Below are 22,909 nucleotides of genomic sequence, written 5' to 3'. Positions count from 1 at the left end.
TGCTGTTGCCACTTGGCTTTTCTTTGGAGCCTTAGACGATGTGGCGTTCAAAGGGCTGGTCAGAAATCCCTTGAGAAAGAATGAGTTTCGCCCATTCTTGTGCAGAAAAGAGGCTGTGGTCTTTGTAGTTACCGCAGGATTCAATGGTTGTTCCTGGGACATCTTCCCAGCGAACGCCATTGGCAATTTCTTCCAGAGAAGATTTAATCACTTTGGCAATGGTAGTGGCGTCAGGTTCTCCCCACATAATCAAGTGAAAACCCGTGCGACAGCCAAAGGGTGAGCAGTCAATCATGCCATCGATGCGCTCACGAATGAGTTTCGCCAAGAGATGTTCGATGGTGTGTAGACCACCAGTTGGAATGGCATTTTCATTGGGCTGAACCAGTCGGACGTCAAAATTGGTAATAGTGTCGCCTTTAGGGCCACTTTCTGTGGCAATGAGGCGGACGTAAGGGGCTTTAACAGCAGTGTGATCAAGTTCAAAACTTTCGACAACGACTTCTTTGGTCATGGAAATCTCCTTTTAAATGGGCCTAAGCCTAAGGTATTTTTTCTTTATGGTAGCAAAAAAAGAAAACTCTGTCAGCTTTTAGATTGAGAAGGGGTCTAGATTATGATAGAATTAAAGATAGGTTTCTTTTAAGAAACTTTAGAATTTAGAGGTAAAAACATGTTCATTATCACTATAGTGGCAGCCCTTGTTTTTGCTCTCCTAGGTTGGATAATTGGATTTGTGCTTTCTAAAAATAGCCAAAAGGCTATCCAAGAAGAAGCCCAAATGACTCTTCAAAATGCGCAGGCTGAGTCCGAATTGTTGCGCCAACAAACGCAAGAAGATTTAGCCCATCAGCGTCGGGTAAACGAGCGTGACAATAAAGCACGCCAAAAAGAGCTCCTGCTCGAAGCCAAAGAAGAGGCCCGTAAATATCGTGTTGAGATACAAGAAGAATTTAAATCCGAACGCCATGAACTAAAAGAAATGGAAGTGCGCCTAACGCAGCGTGAGACTGTCTTAGACCGCAAGGATGAAAATTTATCAAACAAAGAACAGGTACTTGAGCGCAAAGAACAGAGTTTAACGGATAAAGCTAAACATTTAGATGACCGTGAAGACGCTGTAAGCCAGCTAGAAGCAAAACAGCAAGCCGAGTTAGAACGCATTGCGTCCTTAACCCAAGAAGAAGCCCAAGAACTCATTTTGGCTGAGACCAAAAAAGACTTGCGGCATGACATTGCCAACCGTATCCGTGAGGCTAACCAAGAAGTGCGTCGTACGGCAGACCGTGAGGCGAAAGAACTCTTGGCTCAGGCCATGCAACGTATGGCGGGGGATTTTGTTACCGAACAAACAGTGACAACGGTTCACCTACCAGATGATAGTATGAAAGGGCGGATTATTGGACGTGAAGGTCGAAATATCCGTACTTTTGAAAGCTTGACTGGTATTGACGTCATCATTGACGATACGCCAGAAGTTGTTGTCTTGTCGAGCTTTGACCCGATTAGGCGGGAAATTGCTCGCATGACCATGGAACAACTTATTCAAGATGGCCGGATTCATCCCGCTCGGATTGAAGAATTGGTTGAAAAGAATCGTCTGGAAATGGATAATCGTATCCGTGAGGCAGGTGAGGCAGCCGCCTTTGAAATTGGGGCAGTCAACATGCATCCAGATTTGATAAAAATCATGGGACGCCTGCAATTCCGCACATCCTATGGCCAAAATGTTCTCCAGCACTCTGTTGAAGTGGGTAAACTCGCTGGTCTTATGGCGAGTGAGATGGGGGAAAATGTTGACCTAGCTCGCCGGGCTGGCTTCCTCCATGACATGGGCAAGGCGATTGACCGCGAGGTGGAAGGTAGCCATGTGGAAATTGGCACAGAATTTGCCAAGAAATACAAGGAAAACCCAGTTGTGGTCAATGCGATAGCCAGTCACCATGGCGACGTTGAACCAACCAGTGTTATCGCTGTTTTAGTGGCTGCAGCGGATGCTTTAAGCTCTGCACGACCAGGCGCTCGAAACGAATCCATTGAAAATTACATCAAACGGTTACGCGACCTCGAGGAAATTGCAGGACAGTTTGATGGGGTTAAAACCAGTTATGCGCTACAAGCTGGACGTGAGATTCGAATTATGGTTGAACCAAATAAGGTGTCAGATGATGACATGACAATTTTGGCTCATCAGGTTCGTAAACAAATTGAAGACAATCTCGACTACCCAGGTAACATCAAGGTGACTCTGGTGCGGGAGCTTAGAGCTGTAGATTATGCCAAATAAAGGTTTGGGGCCTGACCCCAAACCTTTTTTATTCTCATTTTGAAAACATTAGCTTAGTGACAAGAATCCTAAAACTTAGTCAATGATACACCTTAAAACTAACTAAAAATAGATTGAGTTTTATGGCCGTAAATGCTATACTAATGACAGATTAAGACAAAAGAGGTGGCTTATGGATCGTAAAAGTTGGATTGATGACTTTACAGTATTGCATGGTAGAAAACCTACCGTGGCGGAACTACAACAGGGAGAAACGCAAAGGCTGGCCCCTCATCAAGTTGCGGTGGCGGATTTAGCAAAGAAACAGTCTTTCGCGTCGCAGTCGCAAGGACAGGCCCTTGCTGGGGCTAACCCTGCTATAAACGGTACCAAGCCAGCTGTCTCAAATTCCCGAGAGACTGCAGGGGCTCAAATGTATCAAGCCGGTTTTTCCCAGTCGCCTTTTTTAGCTAGCCAACCAGCGGTGAAAAAGCCCAAGACGCTTTGGAATACGCAGCTAACTGCCTTGGGTCTGCTTAGTCGTGGGGCAATTTTAATCCTTGTAGCCTTTGTCGGCTATGTGGTGGGTTACTTGTTTGCATAGGAGACCATATGATTGCACGATTGAAACAATTCAAATACCTTAACATGTTGATTGTCAGCCTGGTTGTCTTTCTGGCTTTCTTAATCCTTGGTAAGTATACGCAAAGTACAGCCTTGACCAATGCGCAAGTGGTTTATGCGACAGCGGTCGTGGATAAAAAGACCGGTCGCAAGGTACGTTATAAAATTGAAAAACGTAAGGACAATAGCTTTAAAGTCACCAACACGAAAACAGGTAAAAGTGTCGTCTCTCGGCCTCAGACACAGGTTGAAGGGCTCTTGAAAAAAGGCGACTATTACTACTACAGTAACTATCACCGTGAACTGTTTTATGTCAGCCATCATGAGGATGGAAGGGTAACACTTCGCCGAACTAGCAATGGGGCTACTTGGGACTTTGATAATGCCAAAAGCGCCAATGCTTACTTGAAAGATGGTTATGTAACATCTTCTAGCTACACGAATTCGTCTCGCCCTTGGTACCAGTTCTGGACGACTCATTACCATTACCAATACTTGCAAACGCCAGATAGAGGGGTCGTTTCTGTCAACTATACACCAAGTTACCGCAACATTATCCCTCAAACTCAGGTGACCACAAAAGTGTATGACAACAAGGGGCAAGCGTTAGAGACACAAACAGAAGTTCCTAAAGATAGCTCTGTCGTGGTACCCCAAGCTTCTAGTAGTCAAACGAGCGCTAGCGACTTGTCCAAAACCAGTCAGTCTTCCACAAGCACAGAAAACTCTGTGTCGGATGAAAAAGACGGGAAAGACCAGTCCAAGGCTTCGTCTGAGAGCGCTTCTCAATCCTCTAGCAGCGATAAGACAAAGGGGTCATCGTCTCGTTCAACTTCTAGCAGTTCCAGCAGTTCTTCCTCAGAAGAGGCGCCAACCTATACTGCAGCCGGTTTAACCAAGGAAGAACAAAGCCAAGTAATGGAAAGTTATGGCAAGTGGTTATATGACACCTTTAACACGAGTATCGTCGTGCAGGGTCAGTTTAATGCCATCGAAAACCTAGATACCACCAAACCTCAGGTGGTGACCTTCAAAACGGACACTCAAAAAGAAATTTTAGCAGGTGTGGCAGGTGTTAGTGGCAAAGAATTGCCATCTGACTTAGATGTCACCAGTAGCCAATACAAGGGAACTGTCTTGGGACTTGACGTGACAAGTAGAGCGACAGAAGATTACCAACCAAGTTCTAGTTATCGCGTGTATAGTCTGAAATCAGGTGAACATGCGCTTTATACGTCACTGGAGGAAGAAGCGGAAGCGTCCTTTGACGATAAAGCAGTGACCGCTACCAACTACAAAGCTCTTTACAAGGACAAAGTTGATGCCAAAAAGGCCTCTTATCAACTGGTTTTAGGAGCAGATGGTTTTGTCTACTATGTGGACAAATACGGTCTGTCAACTGATAAAAAGAAACAGGAAAAGGTCACCTACAAGAAAGCTGACAAAATCTATCAGGAAGCTTACCAAAAAGCCCTTAAAACAGCTACAGAAACCCAGGCAAGTTCATCATCCAGTTCCTCATCAAGCTCAAGTTCAACGCGTTCGTCTTCTAGTAAACCAAGTGCATCTTCTTCTAGCGTATCAAGGACTGAAGACGATGATTACGCTGACTACGACTATGATGACGAAGATAACTACGCTGAAGATACGCAAGCCAGCAGTTCCTATGACACGTCGACTGACTCGTCTTATGAAAGCTATAGCACAGAAGCCAGCAGTGGGGATTACTAGCCAAAAAACGAGTTATTCTCGTTTTTTTGTTTTAAAATTATTGAAAAACTTAAGCTAACGGAAATATCGCCTTTATGCTATACTAAAAGCATGGAACAAGAAGATTTAGTTTACGGTGTTCATGCCGTCACAGAAGCCCTCAAGGAAAAAAGGGGCAACAAACTCTACATACAAGATGACTTGCACGGTCGTAAGATTGATAGCCTAAAAGATTTGGCTGCCCAAGAAAAAGTGAGTATTTCTTGGACACCCAAGAAAAAATTAACAGAGATGGCTGCAGGTGGCGTTCACCAGGGGGTGGTTTTACGTGTCGCCGCTTTTGCCTATGCTGACCTTCAAGAGCTTCTAGACAAGGCAGGCCAAGAGGAAAACCCTCTCTTGCTTGTCCTAGATGGCTTGACCGACCCGCATAATCTAGGGTCTATTTTACGGACTGCGGATGCTACAGGTGTGACGGGTGTCATTATCCCCAAACACCGGTCGGTGGGAGTTACGCCGATTGTTGCCAAAACCTCAACGGGAGCAATCAGCCATGTCCCCATAGCTCGGGTCACCAATCTGTCTCAGGCGGTTGACCAGTTAAAGGCAGACGGATTTTGGGTTTTTGGAACAGATATGTCAGGAACACCAGCACATCAGTGGAATACGTCTGGCAAGTTGGCTTTGATTATCGGAAACGAGGGCAAGGGCATCTCACCTAACTTGAAAAAACAAGTGGATGAAATGGTGACTATCCCAATGGTTGGACACGTACAGAGCCTTAATGCCAGTGTTGCTGCAGCGGTGCTCATGTATGAAGTCTTAAGGAATCGCTTGTCATGAAGTCTCCCATTTTGCTTGTCGATGGGTATAACATGATCGCTTCTTGGAAGGCAACAGCCCCCTTTTTTAAGGGCCAGCAGTTGGATCAGGCGCGTGAGAAGTTGTTAAGCGCTCTTCATGATTACGCCCATTTCTCTCACATCCCCATCATCTGTGTCTTTGATGCGCAATTTGTGCCGGGGAGCCGCCAACATTATGACCAGTATGGGGTTGACGTGGTTTTTACCCAAGAAGATGAAACAGCGGATGCTTATATTGAACACTTGGCGCTAGAACTAAATGACGGCCCTTACATCGTTTCAGTCGCAACCAGCGATCTCAACGAACAATGGGGCGTCTTTGCCAAGGGTGCCTTGCGAGTCTCTGCGCGAGAACTAGAAGAGCGTGTTGGACAAAACCAAAAGAGCTTGTCCCATTTTGTGGACAAGAATGATTTGGCAAAACCCCCTTTGCGTCCTTGGGACGACCAACAGTTAGCTGACCTCAAGGGGTTGATGGAGGATTTAACATGACATTACGTCTTTTAACAGATTCGACAGCTGATTTGCCACATGAGTGGTTAAACCAGCATCAGGTAGATGTTTTGGGCTTGACAGTCACAGTGGCTGGAAAGACCTACGAGACCACAGGTCCGAATGCCTTGACGGCAGAGGCTTTGTTGGCAGAGATGGCCCAAGGGCAACAACCCACGACGAGTCAAATCAATGTGGGCCAATTCGAAACCTATTTTCGGCAAGTAGCCCAAGCAGGCGACCAAGTGCTTTATATCGGGTTTAATAGTGTTTTGTCTGGCACCTATCAAAGTGCTGTGATGGCGCGTGACCTCGTTTTAGAAGATTACCCAGATGCCTCCATTTTTCTCTATGATACCCTGGCGGCCTCCTGTGGGGAAGGCTACCTTGTGATGGCTGTTGATCGTTTGCGCCAAGAAGGCGCTAGCATCGAGGAGATGCTTGCCTGGTTAGATGATGCCTGTCCTCGCCTGCGCACCTTTTTTCTAGTGGATGATCTGTACCATCTCATGCGGGGAGGTCGTTTATCCAAGGCTTCAGCACTTATGGGGACCTTGGTCAATGTCAAACCCCTTTTATGGATTGACGGCGAAGGAAAACTCGTCCCCCTTGCAAAAAGCCGTGGCCGTAAAAAGGCCATTAAGGAAATGATGGCTCAGGCCACTCAAGACTTGGCAGAAGGGACTATCGTCCTTGCCTATGCCAATGACAAAGAAGCGGCTTTGGCCTTAAAAGAAGACCTCTTAAAGCAAGAGGGGGTAACCGAAGTCCTCGTCATGCCGCTAGGGCCAGTCATTTCCGCTCATGTGGGACCCAATACCCTGGCAGCCTTTAGTTTTGGGAAAAAGCCACGAAACTAAGTAATGTTCGGAATTTGTCCAGATAAAAGCCCAAGCAGAGCCTAGAAAGTTCTGCTTTCTTATGTTACAATAGGTAACAACACATTTTGGAGGCAAAAGATGAAAGCTATTATCACAGTTGTTGGCAAGGATAAGACAGGTATCGTGGCGGGGGTTTCCGCTAAGATTGCAGAACTTGGTCTCAATATTGACGACATTTCACAAACTGTTTTGGATGAATTCTTTACCATGATGGCTGTGGTGTCATCTGACGAGAAGCAGGATTTTACAGCCCTTCGAGGTGAATTTGAAGCTTTTGGCAATCAACTGAATGTCAAAATCAATATCCAAAGTGCCGCTATTTTTGATGCCATGCACAACCTATAAGAGAGGACGTTTTCATGGATATTAGACAAGTCACAGAAACCATCGCGATGATTGAAGAACAACACTTCGATATTCGAACCATCACGATGGGAATTTCTCTTTTAGACTGTATCGATTCGGATATTGACCGAGCGGCTGAAAAAGTTTATACAAAAATCACAACTAAGGCCAAAAACCTGGTAGCGGTTGGGGATGAGATTGCTGCCGAGTTAGGGATTCCGATTGTCAATAAGCGGGTCTCTGTTACGCCGATTGCCCTGATAGGGGCAGCAACCGATGCGACAGACTACCTGCCTTTAGCTCATGCCCTCAACCGTGCGGCGCACGAGATTGGTGTTGACTTCATCGGTGGCTTTTCTGCCTTGGTTCAAAAAGGTTACCAAAAAGGGGATGACATTCTTATCAACTCCATCCCAAGAGCCTTAGCTGAGACTGATAAGGTCTGTGCTTCGGTCAATATTGGTTCGACCAAGACCGGTATCAACATGACGGCCGTTGCAGATATGGGGCGTGTTATCAAAGAAACGGCCCAAGCTTCTGAAATGGGAGCCGCCAAACTGGTTGTTTTTGCCAATGCTGTTGAGGATAATCCTTTTATGGCCGGGGCCTTTCATGGGGTCGGTGAAGCTGACGTAGTCATCAATGTCGGTGTGTCTGGACCCGGTGTGGTCCAACGGGCAATCGAGAAGGTCAAAGGCGAGAGTTTCGATGTATTGGCTGAAACGGTTAAAAAGACAGCCTTCAAAATTACTCGTATTGGTCAGTTGGTCGGACAAATGGCTAGCCAACGCCTGGGTGTGAAATTTGGCATTGTGGACCTTAGTTTAGCTCCCACACCAGCAGTCGGTGATTCCGTGGCGCGTGTCTTAGAGGCGATGGGACTTGAGACTGTCGGTACCCACGGCACAACTGCGGCCTTAGCCCTGCTCAATGACCAAGTCAAAAAAGGCGGCGTCATGGCCTGTAACCAAGTCGGGGGGCTTTCAGGTGCTTTCATCCCCGTTTCTGAGGACGAGGGTATGATAGCAGCGGTTCAAAACGGTTCTCTCAATCTCGAAAAGTTAGAAGCCATGACAGCTATCTGCTCTGTCGGTTTGGATATGATTGCCATTCCAGAAGAAACACCGGCAGAAACAATTGCTGCCATGATTGCGGATGAAGCGGCTATTGGTGTGATTAACATGAAAACGACTGCAGTCCGCATTATTCCTAAAGGAAAAGAAGGGGATATGATTGAATTTGGAGGCCTTTTAGGAGTGGCGCCAGTCATGAAGGTCAACCAAGCCTCTTCAGCAGACTTTATCGGCCGTGGCGGTCAAATCCCTGCCCCAATCCATAGTTTTAAAAACTAGGTTCTCACATAAGACAGTCAAAAAATCTGAGGTTTTCCCTCGGATTTTTTATGTGGTGGGCCCCTTGCACAGAAATGTTTGGAGCGCCTGAGACTAGCTGAGGTCTTTCTAAAAACAGACGGTTTGTTTTTCCCTGCACTTTTAGGCCACAGATGGCATTTTTACAGGGAATGTGGTAAAATAAACCGATAACACTTTGAGAATAAAAGGAGTAATCTTCATGATTGAAGCAAGTAAATTAAAAGCTGGAATGACCTTTGAAACTTCTGATGGCAAACTGATCCGTGTCTTAGAAGCCAGCCACCACAAGCCAGGTAAAGGAAACACCGTCATGCGTATGAAATTGCGTGATGTCCGTACAGGGTCTACTTTTGATACGACTTATCGTCCAGAAGAAAAATTTGAACAAGCTATCATCGAAACTCGTGGGGCACAATACCTCTACAAAATGGATGACACAGCCTACTTCATGGATACTGAAAACTATGAACAGTACGAAATTCCTGTAGCAAATGTTGAACAAGAATTGCTCTACGTCTTGGAAAATGGTGAAGTTAAAATCCAATTTTACGGGACAGAGGTTATCGGTGTGACCGTTCCAACAACAGTAGAATTAACGGTTGCTGAAACACAACCGTCTATCAAGGGAGCTACGGTAACAGGTTCAGGAAAACCTGCTACAATGGAAACAGGATTGGTAGTCAATGTGCCTGACTTTATCGAAGCAGGTCAAAAATTGATTATCAATACCCAAGAAGGAACCTACGTGTCACGTGCCTAATCGGTACTGCCAGAAAGGAGAAGCTATGGCCACAGAATTGTTGGGAGACATTGTCATCTCCCCACGTGTTTTGGAAGTCATCACAGGGATTGCAACGACCAAGGTCGAAGGGGTGCACTCTCTGCAAAATAAAAGCGTCACAGATACAATTAGTAAAGATGCCTTTACTAAGGGAATCTATTTGACCAATGATGAAGCAGCTGGAACGCTGACAGCAGATATCTATGTCTATCTGCAGTATGGCGTAAATGTTCCAGCGGTTTCAATGGCCATCCAGAAAGCTGTCAAAGCAGCCGTTTACGACATGGCTGAAATTGAAGTCACAGATGTCAATATCCATGTTTTGGCCATCGTGCCTGAAAAGACACCTAAGCCTGACTATGAGCACTTGTTTGAAGAGGATTTCCTGAATGACTGAGCGTCAAACCTTTAATTCACGTCATGACTTGCGAGAAAGAGCTTTGCAGGCTCTCTTTGCCTTGGAATTTACAGGGGAACCCTTGGACCAAGCTTACTTCGCCTATACTTATGATAAGGCTACTGAAGCAGATGAGACCTATGATGTGCCTAGCTTTTTGTTGCAGCTGGTGACAGGTGTTGTCGGTGAGCAAAAAGCTCTGGATGAAGCCATTTCTGCTAAGCTCAAAAAAGGTTGGCGACTGGAACGGTTAAGTGTGATTGACCGCTGCCTCTTGCGCCTTGGCCTCTATGAAATTGCCTATTATGAAGGCACACCAGGCCGTGTTGCCATCAATGAAATTATTGAGCTCAGCAAGGGCTATTCAGAAGAAGAATCAAGCAAGTTTATTAATGGGATATTGACCCAGTTTGTAAAAGAGGACTAGCCTAGACAAGCAGTCTGGTAGAGTTGTCTTTTCTTTTACGATAACCTGTCCGTTTTGACAGGCAAAAGCACCTAGGACAAAGGTCCTAGGTGCTTTTCATTTGCTAGGTTACAGGCTGCTAGGTGCCTGTCAAAGACTGCCACCCGGAATCAAACTGATGGGTAAAACATAGTCTCGGTTGGTTTTTTCGTGGTGGATTTCCGCTAAAAGGACATCCACACAGAGGTCTGCAATTTCTTTGAGGGGTTGCTTGATGGTGGCTAGTTGTGGGTAGTAGGTTTCGATAAAACTAGTGCCATCATAGCCGATAATTTTTAAGTCATCGGGGACCTTACGGCCTAATTGTTGGGCGATTTTCATGGTTAGGATGGCTGTCAAATCGTCTGAAGCGAAAATCCCATCGGGTTCACAGCTTGCTAAAATAGAACGGATAGCCATCTCACGTCTCATCGGGGACAAGTTATTAGGCACTTTAACCACTTCGACCGTTTGGCTAGCCCCCTTGGTTTGATAGAGGAAACCTAGTTGCCGTAAGCCGGTTGGACTGTCAGAATTGTCATTTCCAGTCAACATCACAATGTGCTGGCAGCCATTTTTTTGCAGGGTAGCTGCCGCCAGTTTACCGCCCTCGAAGTTATCCGAAGAAATGATGGGGATATGGGGGGCCAAGTTGCGGTCAAAGGCCACAATAGGGGCTTCCACACGTTCGTAGGCTTCGATACCCAGGTTGTGACTGCTGGAAATGATGCCGGTCACTTGGTTGGCACCCAGCATGTCCAAGTATTCTTGCTCCTTTTGGGGGTCATCTTCACTATTACACAGAATAACCTTGTAGCCTTTTTTAAAGAGGGCCCGCTCAAGATACTCAATAAGTTCTGCATAGAAAATATTGCTGGTATTGGGGAAAATCAATCCCACCAAACGGCTGGATTTTCCTTGCAAACTGCGGGCCAGGCTGTTGGGTTGGTAGCCTAGTTCACGCATGGCAGCTTGAACTTTATCGATGGTTTTTTGAGAAAGATAGCCTTTTTTATTGATGACACGAGATACCGTTGTTGGACTGACCCCTGCTAAGGCTGCGACATCGGTTAGTTTTGCCACCATAAGTTTAGCCCTTTAAGTCATAGTAGTAACCAGACGCGTGGCCCTTCTCTGTACGAATACCTGTTTGGTCTGTCTCAGGGAAGACACGGCTGGTAAAGACTTGTTCACCATCGTTGACAAAAATTTCAACCACCGATTTGTCCACGAAAATACGGACTTTGGTTTCTTGTGGGGTGATCTGACAATGACGGCTAGTGCCGAAGTCAAGGGCGTATTGTTTCCCAGCTTTTGACCGATCGACGATTACTTGGCCAGTTGTGGTATCTACTCGAACTAAAAGCCCATTACCCGCTTCATCAGCAAAGAGGCGCAGGTCAAAGACTTGGTCCTTAGCTACCGTTAGGTCAAGCTCATAGCTGTTGCTGGTATGTGCTTTATCCGCAAAAACTTCTTGCTTTTGACGGAGGTCTTTCATGGCAGCGACAGGTGACTGGATGAGTTTTCCGTCACGTAGGGACAATTCCTTAACCAAACTCATGGCCCCTTGGTAATCGTAGCGGTCAGTCGGATAGTCAACATCTGGCAGACCAATCCAGCTAATAATGTAAACCTTACCATCTGGGGCATTGAAACCTTGGGTAGCATAGGCTTCAAAGCCATAGTCAAGGTTGTGGATTTGGGAAGCTCCGACTAATTTGGCTTCCTTTGTGTCAAACGATTGGCAGATTTTATAGGTGTTGGGATAAATGTTGTCATAGTCCAACTCTGCCTTGTCTAGACCTTGTGGGCTATACAAGAGAACAGGATGACCATCCACGAAAACAAGGTTAGGGCACTCAATCATGTATTCAGAACCTGTACCGCCAAAGTCCAGGTCGCCGACGAATTCCCAGTTGGTGACATCGTTATCTAAGGCCTTGTAGAGCTTGACAAAACCTTTCTTATCAAGGCTTTGAGCGCCTACGATAGCAAAATATTGGTCTTCATATTGGAAAATTTGTGGGTCACGGAAGTGCTCTGTAACATCTTCAGGTTGTGAAATCAGAACGTGGTCACATTTTTCAATCTGGCCGTCTTTGTCCATCCAAGCTCCGATTTGCAAGGGGTCACGGACCCAGTTTTCGTCACGAACATTTCCTGTATAAAAGAGGAAAAGCTTGTCGCCAATCTGATAAGCAGAACCAGAGTAGGCTCCGTGACTATCGTGGGCGTGGTCAGGCAAGAGCTTGCTACCTGTTTCTGTGAAATGAACCAAATCCGTACTGGTGGTGTGGACCCACTGTTTCAATCCGTGGGCTGCCCCAAATGGCCAGTTTTGATAGAAAAGTTGGAATTTTCCATCAAAAATTGAAAAACCGTTAGGGTCGTTAAGGAGTCCTGTTTTAGGTTCGAGGTGAAAAGTTGTATGCCAAGGAGATTGGGCCACACGTTCTGCGATAGCTTTCTTTTCTTCTTCGCTCCAATCAGCATACTTGCGGTAACGAATCTCTGTAGGTAGGTTCATAAGTGTCTCCTTTTATCAATTTAGCGCCTCAAGCAGGAGGCATTTCTTATTGTTATACTAAACGTTTCTCCCCTAAAAATCAACGATTTTACGAAAAAAATAAAAATTTCTGCAAAACGCTTGACATACTCTAGGGAAATGTTAAAATAGTGACCGTAAGCAATCATAAAACGCTTTCACGGCGTCTTACAAAAAGAAATTTTTTAAAGGAGTTTTTTTGCAAATGGATAACACTCAAATTGCAAAAGAAGTTGTTGCAGCCCTGGGTGGGCGTGACAACGTCCGCAGTGTCGCGCATTGTGCGACACGTCTGCGTGTCATGGTTGTCGATGAAGATAAGATCGACAAAAAGAAAGTTGAAGGACTTGACAAGGTTCAAGGGGCATTCTTTAACTCAGGTCAATACCAAATCATCTTCGGTACTGGTTTGGTAAACAAAATGTACGATGAAGTTGTCGCTTTGGGCTTGCCAACCGCTTCAAAAGACGACCAAAAAGCAGATGCTGCTAAACAAGGGAACTGGTTCCAACGCGCTATCCGTTCTTTCGGTGACGTTTTCGTTCCATTGCTTCCAGCTATCGTAGCGACAGGTCTTTTCATGGGGGTACGTGGTGCCATTAACAACGACACCATCTTGGGCCTTTTTGGAACAACTTCAGAAGCCTTCCAAGCTTCTAACTTCTATACTTATACGGTTGTCTTGACAGATACCGCCTTTGCCTTCTTCCCAGCATTGATCTCATGGTCAGCCTTCCGTGTCTTTGGGGGTAACCCAGTTATCGGTTTGGTCTTGGGTCTGATGATGGTTAACTCAGCCTTGCCAAATGCTTGGGACGTTGCTTCTGCAGCAGCCAAACCAATCTATTTCTTTGGCTTTATTCCAGTTGTTGGTTACCAAAACTCAGTCTTACCAGCTTTCTTCGTTGGTCTTCTGGGGGCTAAACTGGAAAAATGGTTGCATAAGAAGATTCCAGACGTTTTAGACCTCTTGGTAGTTCCATTCTTGACCTTTACCATCATGTCTGTCTTGGCGCTCTTTGTCATCGGACCAGTCTTCCACTCTGTCGAAAACTATGTCCTTGCCGCAACTAAATTCCTCTTGGCCTTGCCATTTGGTCTGTCAGGCTTGATTCTTGGTGGGGTACATCAGATTATCGTCGTGACTGGTGTTCACCACATCTTCAACCTCTTGGAAGCACAATTGATTGCAGCTGACGGCCGCGATCCATTTAACGCAATCATCACAGCAGCTATGACAGCTCAAGCAGGGGCTACTTTGGCTGTTGGTGTGAAAACAAAATCTGCAAAATTGAAAGCTTTGGCTTTCCCAGCTGCCTTGTCTGCAGGACTTGGTATCACAGAACCTGCTATCTTCGGGGTTAACTTACGTTTCGGGAAACCATTTGTGATGGGTCTGATTGCCGGTGCAGCTGGTGGTTGGTTAGCGTCAATCCTTAACTTGGCAGGTACTGGTTTTGGGATCACTATCATCCCAGGAACCTTGCTTTACCTGAATGGTCAAGTCCTTAAATACGTCATCATGGTTCTGGTAACTACTGCACTTGCCTTTGTCTTGACTTACATGTTTGGCTACAGTGACGAAGAAATGGAAGTAGAAGTTGCCTCTGAAGAAGCAACCACATCTGTTACTACTGCAGCAGCTAGCGAAGTGATGAACGAAGCGACTGATGTGACAAGCAAACCAGAAGCACAAACTATTGTGTCTCCATTGGACGGTGAAGTGGTTGCTCTGGCAGATGTCAATGACCCAGTCTTCTCATCAGGAGCTATGGGGAAAGGTGCTGCGGTAAAACCTAGCGGAAACACAGTTTACGCACCCGTTGACGGTACCGTTACAATTGCCTTTGAAACAGGTCATGCTTATGGCTTGAAGTCTGACAAAGGTGCCGAAATTCTTATCCACGTGGGGATTGATACGGTCTCTATGGAAGGAAAAGGATTTGACCAAAAAGTGAAAGCTGATCAAAAGGTAAAAGCTGGTGATGTTTTGGGAACCTTTGACTCAGCAGCCATCGCAGAAGCTGGTTTGGATGACACAACTATGGTCATCGTAACCAATACCGCTGACTTTGCAGCTGTTGAAGCAGTCGCAACAGCTACTGTCAGCCATGGTGATGCCCTGATTGATGTCAAATAATTCTTAAAAAACATATAGTACATAATACAGCAAGGGGCCTTGTGAAAACATGGGCCTTCTTGCTTTTAGAGGCGCTATTCGCTATAATTTATAAAAGACATATGATAAAACAAGGAGACGATTATGGCAAAGTTGTATGGTAGTTTGGAAGCTGGTGGCACAAAGTTTGTCTGTGCAGTCGGTGATGAGAACTTTAACATTGTCGAAAAGACACAATTTCCGACCACTACCCCTTATGAAACCATCGAACGCACGGTGGAATTTTTCAAGCGTTATGAAGCTGATTTGGTTGGTATCGCTGTTGGGTCTTTTGGACCGATCGATGTTGACCAAAACTCACAAACCTATGGATTTATCACGAGCACACCAAAAGAACACTGGGCGCACGTGGACCTTTTAGGCCTGATTGCTAAGGATTTCAATCTGCCTTTCTACTTTACGACGGATGTTAACTCGTCAGCCTACGGTGAGAGCTTGGTTCGCAAGGGTGTGGATAGCTTGGTTTACTATACCATTGGGACAGGTATCGGTGCTGGTGCCATCCAAAAAGGTGAATTTATCGGTGGTGTTGGCCATACTGAGGCTGGTCACGTCTATGTGGCACCACATCCACAAGATGTTGCCAATGAATTTTCAGGCACGTGTCCTTTCCACAGAGGTTGTTTGGAAGGTTTAGCTGCAGGGCCTTCCTTGGAAGCTCGGACAGGGATTCGTGGGGAAAACATTGAACAAAACTCAGAGGTTTGGGATATTCAAGCTTATTACATTGCCCAAGCTGCAGTCCAAGCGACTGTCTTGTACCGGCCTCAAGTTATTGTCTTTGGTGGTGGCGTTATGGCGCAAGAACACATGCTCAACCGTGTGCGAGAAAAATTCGCTGTCTTGCTCAATGATTACTTGCCAGTTCCTGATGTCAAAGAGTACATTGTCACACCTGCTGTGTCAGGCAACGGTTCTGCGACTCTCGGAAACTTTGCCTTGGCTAAAAAGGTATCTGAACGCTAAACAAGAAAAAAGGAAGCTAGGGCTTCCTTTTTTGCTTGGTCGAATGCTGGGAGCTAGCTATGAAAGCTAGTGTCAGACAAGAGAGGCTAGCTGTCTTGGGTCTAAACTAAACGAAAAAGCCCTCCAGCTAGGGAGCTGAAAAGGCAAGGGTTTAGTGCAAGTAAGTTCTGGCAACTTGAGCATCCCCAGGGTAGGCGACACGCTGGCCATTGACGATTTGAAAGGCATCTGCCCCTTTTCCAGCAATGATGAGGGCATCTTCTGGCTGGTGAAGTTGCGACACCCCGAGTTGAATAGCTTTTTCACGGTCGACTTCGATGGTGACTGGCCGTGTGATGTGGCTGGCAATTTCTTGAGCGATGGCTGCAGGGTCTTCTCTATTAGGGTCATCAGCAGTCAGGATGACAGCCAGCTGGGGATGCGCATTGATGACATCGGCAAAATCCTTGCGGCGACTTTCAGCCTTGTTGCCTGTTGAGCCGATGATGAGGCTGATGCGGCCCTGATGATGTGGCTCGACCACTGAGATAAGACTTTCTAGGCTGATACCATTATGAGCATAGTCAACAAAGATGCGCGCCCCGTTTGTAGCGGTCAAAATCTCCATGCGTCCAGGGACAGTCGTTTTGGCAATGCCAGCTTGAATAGCCGCTTGACTAGCCCCCAGTTTGTGACAGGCTAGGGCAGCAGCGACCGCATTTTCTTGGTTAAAGTCGCCCAATAGCTGGAGGCTGTAAGTACCTGCTAGTGAGCCAGTAAGGGTGAAGGATAAGGCCTGGCTGTCGGTCACGGCATTGTCTGACCCCTTACCGTAAAAAGCGTGTGGTTTCTCCTGGACTTGCTCTTTGAGGAGGTCAAAATGAGCCATCCCTTGGTTGACAATGGTGTAGCGGGCATTCTCTAATAGTTGCCGTTTGTGATAGAAATAGTCCTCAAAAGTGGGGTGTTCGATTGGCCCGATGTGGTCAGGGCTAATGTTGAGAAAAATCCCGACATCAAAGGTTAGTCCATAGACACGTTTGACCAGGTAAGCTTGGCTGGAAACCTCCATAATAAGATGTGTCATCCCGTTTGCGACGGCTTGAGCCATCATGGCAAAGAGGTCTAGGCTCTCAGGTGTGGTCAATTCTGATTTGAAAAAATGTTCGCCATCCAGAGTGGTTTGCATGGTTGATAGCATGGCTGGCTTATGGTTTTCCTTGAGAATATGATAGGCAAAATAAGCAGCGGTGGTCTTGCCTTTGGTACCTGTAAAACCAATCAGTTTTAACTTGTCTTGTGGCCTATCGTAAAAAGCCATAGCAATGAGGCTCATGGCCTGCTTGATATCATTGACCAGGATAACAGGAATAGCGACCTCGTAGTCCACCTCAGACACATAGTAGGTCAGCCCCTGTTCAACTGCCTTGTCCAAAAAAGCCTTCTTGAAATTGGCCCCTTTGACAAAAAAGAGTGTTTCCCCATCACAGGTTCGGCTATCGTAAGACAGCTTGGTAAAGCTTTTACCAGAGGCGTTGAAGTGGTAGTGACCAGCCTTAATCACTTCTCGGAAATTGTGGTCGTCTTTAAGGATTCGCAAAGCGGTTTCAATCGTAATCATACTCTTATTTTAGTCTTTTCAAAAAGGTTTTACAAGTCGCACTGAAAAGTTTATAATAAACTGATACTAAGACAGGAGAAAGAAGGCTATGCCTGAACAAGGACAAACTCAAGAACAAACCATGTTGCGGGGGACAGCCTGGCTGACTGCCGCTAATTTTATCAGCCGACTTTTGGGAGCGCTTTATATCATCCCTTGGTATATGTGGATGGGAAAATACGGTGCCCAAGGAAATGCGCTTTTTGGAATGGGCTACAATATCTATGCCCTTTTTCTACTGATTTCTACCGCTGGAATTCCCGTGGCTGTAGCCAAGCAGGTTTCCAAGTACAATACCCTGGGGCAAGAAGCGACCAGCTTTTATCTGATTCGAAAAATTTTGACCTTTATGCTGGGACTGGGTGCCATATTTGCTGTGATTATGTATCTCTTTTCCCCTGCCCTATCACGGATGAGCGGCGGTGGTGATGACCTCATCCCCGTCATGCACAGTTTGGCCCCGGCTGTCTTGATATTTCCCTGCATGAGTGTGCTGCGCGGTTATTTCCAAGGTTTTAATGATTTAAAACCCTATGCCGTCAGCCAGATTTGTGAGCAGGTCATCCGAGTTATCTGGATGCTTTTAGCCACCTTTTATATCATGCAGATTGGTTCTGGAAATTACCTGACTGCTGTGACGCAATCAACATTTGCAGCCTTTATTGGGATGCTGGCCAGTTTTGGAGTCCTTTTCTACTATCTTTGGCGCAAGGGCATGCTGGTGGCGATTTTTGGACCAAAGCCGGAAAATATCAGCCTGAGCGCTAACCGTCTGATTTTGGAAACCATTCGTGAAGCCATTCCTTTCATCATCACAGGGGCGGCCATTCAAATTTTCCAAATTATTGACCAGCTGACCTTTTCTAATGTCATGTCCTTTATGACGACCTATAGTCAAAAAGACTTGCAGGTGCAGTTTGCCTATATGACCTCAAATCCATCTAAGGTGACGATGATTTTGATTGCTGTGGCAACTTCTATCGCTGGGGCGGGAATTCCCTTGTTGACCCAGAACTTTGTTAACAAAGACTTTCATGCCTGTGCGCGGTTGATTATTAATACCTTTCAGATGCTTTTGGTGGTGTTGGTCCCTGCTATTTTTGGGGCCTTGGTCTTGGCTCGCCCTTTGTATACTATTTTTTATGGCTTGCCATCCGATTTGGCCTTGATGCTATTTGTTGCCTCGCTGGTTCAGGTTATCTTCTTGGCCCTATACTCCATGATTGCTCCGATGTTGCAGGCCCTCTTTGAAAACCGCAAAGCGATTTTGTATTTTGTTTATGGGCTTGTGGTTAAACTGATCTTGCAAGTGCCAGCCATTGTCTTTTTAGAAGCCTATGGTCCCATTTTGGCGACAGCGATTGGTCTGACGGTACCTATTGTGCTCATGTACAAACAGATGCAGCGCGTGACCCACTTTAATCGGCGCCTGATTTGGCGGCAAATTTTATTAATCCTCCTAATGACAGCTGTGATGACGCTAGTGATTTTGCCAATCAACTGGGGCTTGACCTTGCTGTTACCAGCTACGCGTTTGGGAGGTGGTCTGCAAGTGGCCCTTATTGGTGCTATCGGTATCCTTGTGTATGGGTATTTGGCCTTGAAAACACATGCAGCGGATAAACTCTTGGGCAGTCGGGCACAAGCCTTGAGAGACCGTTTCCATCTCTAAAAAGAATGCTTTATGAATAGCGAGCTTGGCTAGTGGTTGGTCAAGCTTGCTTTTTTTGTTATAGTTTCAAACTATAGCTAGCCCTAGTAAAATCCAAAGCCTCGCCCTGTCAAATAGTGCTAAAATAGAGGGAAAGACCAAGGAGGATGTTTATGACTGAGGAATACCAATTAGATACCATTTTGGCCCATGCAGGGATTAATTCAGACGAGGTTACGGGGGCTTTGACAGCACCCCTGTATTTTTCAACGACTTATCAACACCCTGAGTTTGGTAAATCGACAGGCTATGATTACACACGTACGAAAAATCCGACACGAGCGACTTTGGAGAAAACCCTAGCAGCCATTGAAAAGGCGCGTTTTGCTATTGCAACGAGCTCTGGCATGAGTGCCATTGTACTGGCTATGGAATATTTCCCAGTCGGTAGCAAGGTGGTGGCCTGTCGCGACCTCTACGGAGGCTCTTTCCGTTGGTTTAACGATATGGAAAAACAAGGGCGCTTTAGTTTTACCTATCACAATACCGAAGATGAGCTGCTGGCGGCTATCACGCAGGAGACAGATATTGTCTATCTTGAAACACCAACCAACCCCTTGATGGTAGAATTTGATATTGAAAAAGTAGCAGAAAAAGCCCATGCGAACGGGGCAAAATTGGTGGTGGACAATACCTTCTACAGTCCTGTTTACCAAACCCCAATCCCACTAGGCGCTGATGTGGTCTTACACTCTGCGACCAAGTACTTGTCAGGTCACAATGACGTTTTAGCGGGCGTGGTGGTGACAGATGACCCTGATATTCACGCTCAGTTGCTTTATGACCTCAACACAACAGGTCCTAACTTGTCACCTTTTGATTCCTACATGCTGATGCGGGGCTTGAAGACTTTGAAAATCAGAATGGAAAAATCCAGCGAGAACGCCAAGGCAGTGGTTGCTTTTCTAGAGGCTAGTCCTGCGGTCAAGGAAGTCCTTTACACTGGTAAGGGGGGCATGATTTCCTTTAAAGTTGCTGACGAGGGGCGGATTCCAGATATCTTGAACCGTCTGCGGGTCTTCACCTTTGCAGAGAGTCTTGGCGGGGTGGAGAGCTTGATTACCTACCCAACGACTCAAACCCATGCGGATATTCCAGCAGAGGTGAGAGCTTCGTATGGCTTGACCGATGATTTGTTGCGTTTATCCATCGGGATTGAGGATGCCAGTGACTTGATTGCAGATTTACAAAACGCCTTGGAAGCTTAGGAGGTAGCCTATGGGAAAATATGATTTCACAACCCTACCAGATCGTATTCGGACCAATTCTTACAAGTGGCAAGAAAGTCAAAAGGATGCGGAAGTTTTGCCTTTGTGGGTAGCGGATATGGATTTTGAGGTCTATCCAGAGTTCAATGCTGCCCTCGATGAATTGCGGTCCTACCAAGTGTATGGCTATCCTGTCGCCAGAGAAAGCCTTTATCAGGCTGTTATTGACTGGGAAAAAGAGCAACACGGTTACGAGGTCACTAAAGAAGCGATTGTCTTTATCTCTGGGGTTGTTCCAGCCATCGGAGTGGCAATTCAGGCGTTTTCGAAACCTGGTGAAGCCATTTTGATCAATACGCCTGTTTACCCTCCTTTTGCTCGCACGGTGACCCTCAACCAACGTCAGTTGGTGACGAATTCACTAGTGGAAAGACAGGGGCATTTTGAGATTGATTTTGACCAACTTGAAAAAGATTTGGTGGAGCAGGCCGTTAAAGTTTATGTTTTGTGTAGCCCGCATAATCCTGGAGGACGTGTCTGGTCGGAAGAGGAATTAAGACGCATCGGTGACCTCTGTCGCAAACATGGGGTTATCTTGGTCTCAGATGAGATTCACCAAGACTTGGCCTTGTTTGGGCACAAACACCACAGCTTTAATACCTTGTCTTCTGACTTTAAAGATTTCACCATTGTCTTATCGAGTGCGACCAAAACCTTCAATTTAGCAGGCATTAAAAATAGTTTTGCCTTGATTGAGAACCCTGACTTACGGGCGCGTTTTCAAAAGCAGGTTCTGGCTAATAACCAACACGAAATTTCAACCTTGGGGCTTTTAGGAACGGAAAATGCTTTCCGAGAAGGGTTGCCTTGGCTCTTAGAGTTTAAGGAATTGGTGGAAAAGCATGTGGACTTGGTGAGTGACCGGCTAAAAGACACCAAGATAGCTGTGATGAAACCAGAAGGCACCTACTTGGTTTGGCTGGATTTTTCAGCCTATGGTCTAGACCATCAAGACCTTCTCGAGAAGGTACGTTATGAGGCCAAGTTGGTGCTCAATGATGGGGCTACCTTTGGTAAGGAAGGGCGCCAACACTTGCGCCTCAATGTAGCCACTCCTACGCGTATTCTGGACGAAGCACTGAATCGCTTGGTGCGTGTTTTTGAAAATACCTGAGCTGACTAGCATAAAAAATAGCAAAAACAAGGAGACTGCCCATGAAAGGGGCAGTCTCTTTGTCATTAGAAAACGAAGGTCCTGAGGTAAGGGATAAGTGGCTTTTTACCGCTATGAGGGTATAAAAATAGATATTAAGATTATTTTTTTACTTTTCATGGTATACTAGTAGGAAGACAAAAAGAAAGAGGCAAGACATGGGGCACCAGCGTATCGTTTTTAAAGTAGGGACATCTTCTTTGACCAACCCCGATGGGAGTATCTCTCGGCAGAAAATCAAGGCCATCACCAATCAGTTAGCGGTCTTGCATGAGGCGGGGCATGACTTGGTTTTAGTGTCGTCAGGGGCCATTGCAGCAGGCTTTTCTTCTCTGGGGTTTAAAAAGCGACCGCTCAAAGTGGCCAATAAGCAAGCGGCGGCAGCTGTCGGTCAAGGACTCTTGCTGGAAGAGTATACCACCAACCTCCTGTTAAGAGAGATTGTTTCGGCGCAGATTTTGCTGACCCAGGATGACTTCCATGACCGTAGACGTTATAAAAATGCCCATCAAGCGATGGAAGTTTTGCTGAGCCGTGGCGCCATTCCTATTATCAATGAAAATGACAGTATCGCTATTGAGGAAATCAAGGTCGGAGATAACGATACCTTAAGTGCGCAGGTTGCTGCCATGGTTCAGGCGGATTTGTTGGTACTTTTAACTGATGTTGATGGTCTCTATACGGCAAATCCAGCCAAGGACCCGACAGCCAAACGATTGGATAAGGTCAAGGAAATCGATACTACCGTGGTGGCTATGGCTGGTGGGAGCGGTTCTGCTAATGGAACCGGTGGCATGTTGACCAAGCTAAGGGCAGCTGTTATCGCCACGCAGTCAGGCGTTCCGGTCTACATTTGCTCGTCCTTAAAGCCCGATGCGCTCATCGAGGCTGCCACACAACAGGGTGATGGCACGCTGTTTGAAGCCCGAAAAAAGGGACTAAAGACCCAAAAGCAATGGCTGGCTTTTTATGCACAAAGTCAAGGGCAAGTCGTGGTTGACGAGGGAGCCGCGGATGCCTTGGTGGGCCACGGCAAGAGCTTACTGTTATCGGGGGTCAGCCAAGTCTCAGGTGGTTTTAGCTATCACGATATTGTGACGGTGTGTGATAGCAAGGGCCGGATTCTAGGGAAAGGGCGCGTGCAGTTTGGCCAAGCAGCGATCAAGGATATGCTCCAGTCGGCTAGCCCAAAAGGCGTCTTGATTCACCGAGATGACTGGATCTCAATGACGGATGAGCTTCAGTCCATCTTTACAGATTTTTAGGAG

General features: G+C 46.2%; 21 protein-coding genes. 17 read left to right on the top strand and 4 right to left on the bottom strand.

The genetic code is table 11. The annotated features are described in order from the left end of the window. Positions 1 to 31: 31 nt before the first annotated feature. Positions 32 to 514 (bottom strand): S-ribosylhomocysteine lyase, encoded by a 483-nt coding sequence (locus tag STRDD12_RS05240; RefSeq protein ID WP_066915827.1) that lies wholly within the window; start codon positions 512 to 514, stop codon positions 32 to 34. A gap of 165 nt (positions 515 to 679) precedes the next feature. On the opposite strand from STRDD12_RS05240, the gene STRDD12_RS05235 reads away from it, so the two are divergent. The 11 genes from STRDD12_RS05235 to nusB all read left to right on the top strand — a co-directional run bounded on the left by STRDD12_RS05235 (position 680) and on the right by nusB (position 10,159). Then, positions 680 to 2,287, top strand: a complete 1,608-nt coding sequence (locus tag STRDD12_RS05235) for a ribonuclease Y (protein ID WP_066916239.1) — start codon at positions 680 to 682, stop codon at positions 2,285 to 2,287. A 172-nt stretch (positions 2,288 to 2,459) separates the two neighbouring features. Next, a complete protein-coding gene (locus STRDD12_RS05230; RefSeq protein ID WP_066915825.1) occupies positions 2,460 to 2,870 on the top strand; it encodes a hypothetical protein in 411 nt (136 codons plus the stop codon). 8 nt (positions 2,871 to 2,878) lie between these two features. Further along, on the top strand, positions 2,879 to 4,621 hold the full coding sequence (locus tag STRDD12_RS08355) for a hypothetical protein (RefSeq protein ID WP_066915823.1): 1,743 nt from the start codon (positions 2,879 to 2,881) through the stop codon (positions 4,619 to 4,621). Between the two features lie 90 nt (positions 4,622 to 4,711). Further along, positions 4,712 to 5,443 (top strand): 23S rRNA (guanosine(2251)-2'-O)-methyltransferase RlmB, encoded by a 732-nt coding sequence (gene rlmB, locus STRDD12_RS05220; protein ID WP_066915821.1) that lies wholly within the window; start codon positions 4,712 to 4,714, stop codon positions 5,441 to 5,443. Next, positions 5,440 to 5,955 carry an NYN domain-containing protein gene (locus tag STRDD12_RS05215; protein ID WP_066915819.1) on the top strand — a complete coding sequence of 172 codons (516 nt, stop codon included), beginning with the start codon at positions 5,440 to 5,442 and terminating at the stop codon, positions 5,953 to 5,955. The genes rlmB and STRDD12_RS05215 overlap by 4 nt, the downstream gene beginning before the upstream one ends. Beyond that, a complete protein-coding gene (locus STRDD12_RS05210; protein WP_066915817.1) occupies positions 5,952 to 6,815 on the top strand; it encodes a DegV family protein in 864 nt (287 codons plus the stop codon). Before STRDD12_RS05215 ends, STRDD12_RS05210 begins: the two co-directional genes overlap by 4 nt. 99 nt (positions 6,816 to 6,914) lie before the next feature. After that, positions 6,915 to 7,181, top strand: a complete 267-nt coding sequence (locus STRDD12_RS05205) for an ACT domain-containing protein (protein WP_066915815.1) — start codon at positions 6,915 to 6,917, stop codon at positions 7,179 to 7,181. Positions 7,182 to 7,195: 14 nt separating this feature from the next. Further along, a complete protein-coding gene (locus STRDD12_RS05200; protein WP_066915813.1) occupies positions 7,196 to 8,533 on the top strand; it encodes a PFL family protein in 1,338 nt (445 codons plus the stop codon). A gap of 220 nt (positions 8,534 to 8,753) precedes the next feature. After that, positions 8,754 to 9,314 (top strand): elongation factor P, encoded by a 561-nt coding sequence (efp, locus tag STRDD12_RS05195; RefSeq protein ID WP_066915811.1) that lies wholly within the window; start codon positions 8,754 to 8,756, stop codon positions 9,312 to 9,314. Positions 9,315 to 9,339: 25 nt separating this feature from the next. Beyond that, the gene (locus tag STRDD12_RS05190) at positions 9,340 to 9,732 is read left to right on the top strand and encodes an Asp23/Gls24 family envelope stress response protein (protein ID WP_066915808.1); all 393 of its coding nucleotides are present in this window, start codon (positions 9,340 to 9,342) and stop codon (positions 9,730 to 9,732) included. After that, complete coding sequence (gene nusB, locus STRDD12_RS05185; protein ID WP_066915806.1) at positions 9,725 to 10,159, top strand: transcription antitermination factor NusB; 435 nt, start codon at positions 9,725 to 9,727, stop codon at positions 10,157 to 10,159. The genes STRDD12_RS05190 and nusB overlap by 8 nt, the downstream gene beginning before the upstream one ends. Positions 10,160 to 10,288: 129 nt before the next feature. Here nusB and STRDD12_RS05180 read toward each other — a convergent pair whose 3' ends face one another. Together STRDD12_RS05180 and STRDD12_RS05175 are read right to left on the bottom strand one after the other, a co-directional pair. Further along, the gene (locus STRDD12_RS05180) at positions 10,289 to 11,263 is read right to left on the bottom strand and encodes a LacI family DNA-binding transcriptional regulator (RefSeq protein ID WP_066915804.1); all 975 of its coding nucleotides are present in this window, start codon (positions 11,261 to 11,263) and stop codon (positions 10,289 to 10,291) included. Between the two features lie 4 nt (positions 11,264 to 11,267). Beyond that, a complete protein-coding gene (locus STRDD12_RS05175) occupies positions 11,268 to 12,707 on the bottom strand; it encodes a sucrose-6-phosphate hydrolase (protein ID WP_066915802.1) in 1,440 nt (479 codons plus the stop codon). A 223-nt stretch (positions 12,708 to 12,930) separates the two neighbouring features. On the opposite strand from STRDD12_RS05175, the gene STRDD12_RS05170 reads away from it, so the two are divergent. Both STRDD12_RS05170 and scrK read left to right on the top strand, forming a co-directional pair. Beyond that, complete coding sequence (locus STRDD12_RS05170) at positions 12,931 to 14,865, top strand: sucrose-specific PTS transporter subunit IIBC (RefSeq protein ID WP_066915800.1); 1,935 nt, start codon at positions 12,931 to 12,933, stop codon at positions 14,863 to 14,865. A 123-nt stretch (positions 14,866 to 14,988) separates the two neighbouring features. Continuing rightward, the gene (gene scrK / locus STRDD12_RS05165; protein WP_066915798.1) at positions 14,989 to 15,870 is read left to right on the top strand and encodes a fructokinase ScrK; all 882 of its coding nucleotides are present in this window, start codon (positions 14,989 to 14,991) and stop codon (positions 15,868 to 15,870) included. A 151-nt stretch (positions 15,871 to 16,021) separates the two neighbouring features. Here the strand turns inward: scrK and STRDD12_RS05160 are convergent, their stop codons facing one another. After that, positions 16,022 to 17,470 (bottom strand): UDP-N-acetylmuramoyl-L-alanyl-D-glutamate--L-lysine ligase, encoded by a 1,449-nt coding sequence (locus tag STRDD12_RS05160; RefSeq protein ID WP_066915796.1) that lies wholly within the window; start codon positions 17,468 to 17,470, stop codon positions 16,022 to 16,024. A gap of 88 nt (positions 17,471 to 17,558) precedes the next feature. Between STRDD12_RS05160 and STRDD12_RS05155 the strand changes: the two genes are divergently transcribed. The 4 genes from STRDD12_RS05155 (at position 17,559) to proB (ending at position 22,906) form a co-directional block, all read left to right on the top strand. Then, positions 17,559 to 19,181, top strand: a complete 1,623-nt coding sequence (locus tag STRDD12_RS05155; RefSeq protein WP_066915794.1) for a putative polysaccharide biosynthesis protein — start codon at positions 17,559 to 17,561, stop codon at positions 19,179 to 19,181. A 152-nt stretch (positions 19,182 to 19,333) separates the two neighbouring features. Further along, complete coding sequence (locus STRDD12_RS05150; RefSeq protein ID WP_066915792.1) at positions 19,334 to 20,428, top strand: cystathionine gamma-synthase; 1,095 nt, start codon at positions 19,334 to 19,336, stop codon at positions 20,426 to 20,428. 10 nt (positions 20,429 to 20,438) lie between these two features. Then, complete coding sequence (locus STRDD12_RS05145; protein ID WP_066915790.1) at positions 20,439 to 21,602, top strand: MalY/PatB family protein; 1,164 nt, start codon at positions 20,439 to 20,441, stop codon at positions 21,600 to 21,602. 197 nt (positions 21,603 to 21,799) lie between these two features. Then, positions 21,800 to 22,906, top strand: coding sequence for a glutamate 5-kinase (proB, locus tag STRDD12_RS05140; protein WP_066915788.1), 1,107 nt, complete (start codon positions 21,800 to 21,802; stop codon positions 22,904 to 22,906). Positions 22,907 to 22,909: the final 3 nt, after the last annotated feature.

The sequence above is a fragment of the Streptococcus sp. DD12 genome (assembly GCF_001578885.1).
Classification (GTDB): domain Bacteria; phylum Bacillota; class Bacilli; order Lactobacillales; family Streptococcaceae; genus Streptococcus.
The sequence above is the reverse complement of the archived record's forward strand: the minus strand, read 5'-3'. Positions and strand labels throughout refer to the sequence as shown.

Excerpts from the sequence above, each read along its gene's own strand:
- STRDD12_RS05240 (WP_066915827.1), bottom strand. The coding sequence starts at position 514 with ATGACCAAAGAAGTCGTTGTCGAAAGTTTTGAACTTGATCACACTGCT.
- STRDD12_RS05230 (WP_066915825.1), top strand. The coding sequence starts at position 2,460 with ATGGATCGTAAAAGTTGGATTGATGACTTTACAGTATTGCATGGTAGA.
- STRDD12_RS08355 (WP_066915823.1), top strand. The coding sequence starts at position 2,879 with ATGATTGCACGATTGAAACAATTCAAATACCTTAACATGTTGATTGTC.
- rlmB (WP_066915821.1), top strand. The coding sequence starts at position 4,712 with ATGGAACAAGAAGATTTAGTTTACGGTGTTCATGCCGTCACAGAAGCC.
- STRDD12_RS05215 (WP_066915819.1), top strand. The coding sequence starts at position 5,440 with ATGAAGTCTCCCATTTTGCTTGTCGATGGGTATAACATGATCGCTTCT.
- STRDD12_RS05210 (WP_066915817.1), top strand. The coding sequence starts at position 5,952 with ATGACATTACGTCTTTTAACAGATTCGACAGCTGATTTGCCACATGAG.
- STRDD12_RS05205 (WP_066915815.1), top strand. The coding sequence starts at position 6,915 with ATGAAAGCTATTATCACAGTTGTTGGCAAGGATAAGACAGGTATCGTG.
- STRDD12_RS05200 (WP_066915813.1), top strand. The coding sequence starts at position 7,196 with ATGGATATTAGACAAGTCACAGAAACCATCGCGATGATTGAAGAACAA.
- efp (WP_066915811.1), top strand. The coding sequence starts at position 8,754 with ATGATTGAAGCAAGTAAATTAAAAGCTGGAATGACCTTTGAAACTTCT.
- STRDD12_RS05190 (WP_066915808.1), top strand. The coding sequence starts at position 9,340 with ATGGCCACAGAATTGTTGGGAGACATTGTCATCTCCCCACGTGTTTTG.
- nusB (WP_066915806.1), top strand. The coding sequence starts at position 9,725 with ATGACTGAGCGTCAAACCTTTAATTCACGTCATGACTTGCGAGAAAGA.
- STRDD12_RS05180 (WP_066915804.1), bottom strand. The coding sequence starts at position 11,263 with ATGGTGGCAAAACTAACCGATGTCGCAGCCTTAGCAGGGGTCAGTCCA.
- STRDD12_RS05175 (WP_066915802.1), bottom strand. The coding sequence starts at position 12,707 with ATGAACCTACCTACAGAGATTCGTTACCGCAAGTATGCTGATTGGAGC.
- STRDD12_RS05170 (WP_066915800.1), top strand. The coding sequence starts at position 12,931 with ATGGATAACACTCAAATTGCAAAAGAAGTTGTTGCAGCCCTGGGTGGG.
- scrK (WP_066915798.1), top strand. The coding sequence starts at position 14,989 with ATGGCAAAGTTGTATGGTAGTTTGGAAGCTGGTGGCACAAAGTTTGTC.
- STRDD12_RS05160 (WP_066915796.1), bottom strand. The coding sequence starts at position 17,470 with ATGATTACGATTGAAACCGCTTTGCGAATCCTTAAAGACGACCACAAT.
- STRDD12_RS05155 (WP_066915794.1), top strand. The coding sequence starts at position 17,559 with ATGCCTGAACAAGGACAAACTCAAGAACAAACCATGTTGCGGGGGACA.
- STRDD12_RS05150 (WP_066915792.1), top strand. The coding sequence starts at position 19,334 with ATGACTGAGGAATACCAATTAGATACCATTTTGGCCCATGCAGGGATT.
- STRDD12_RS05145 (WP_066915790.1), top strand. The coding sequence starts at position 20,439 with ATGGGAAAATATGATTTCACAACCCTACCAGATCGTATTCGGACCAAT.
- proB (WP_066915788.1), top strand. The coding sequence starts at position 21,800 with ATGGGGCACCAGCGTATCGTTTTTAAAGTAGGGACATCTTCTTTGACC.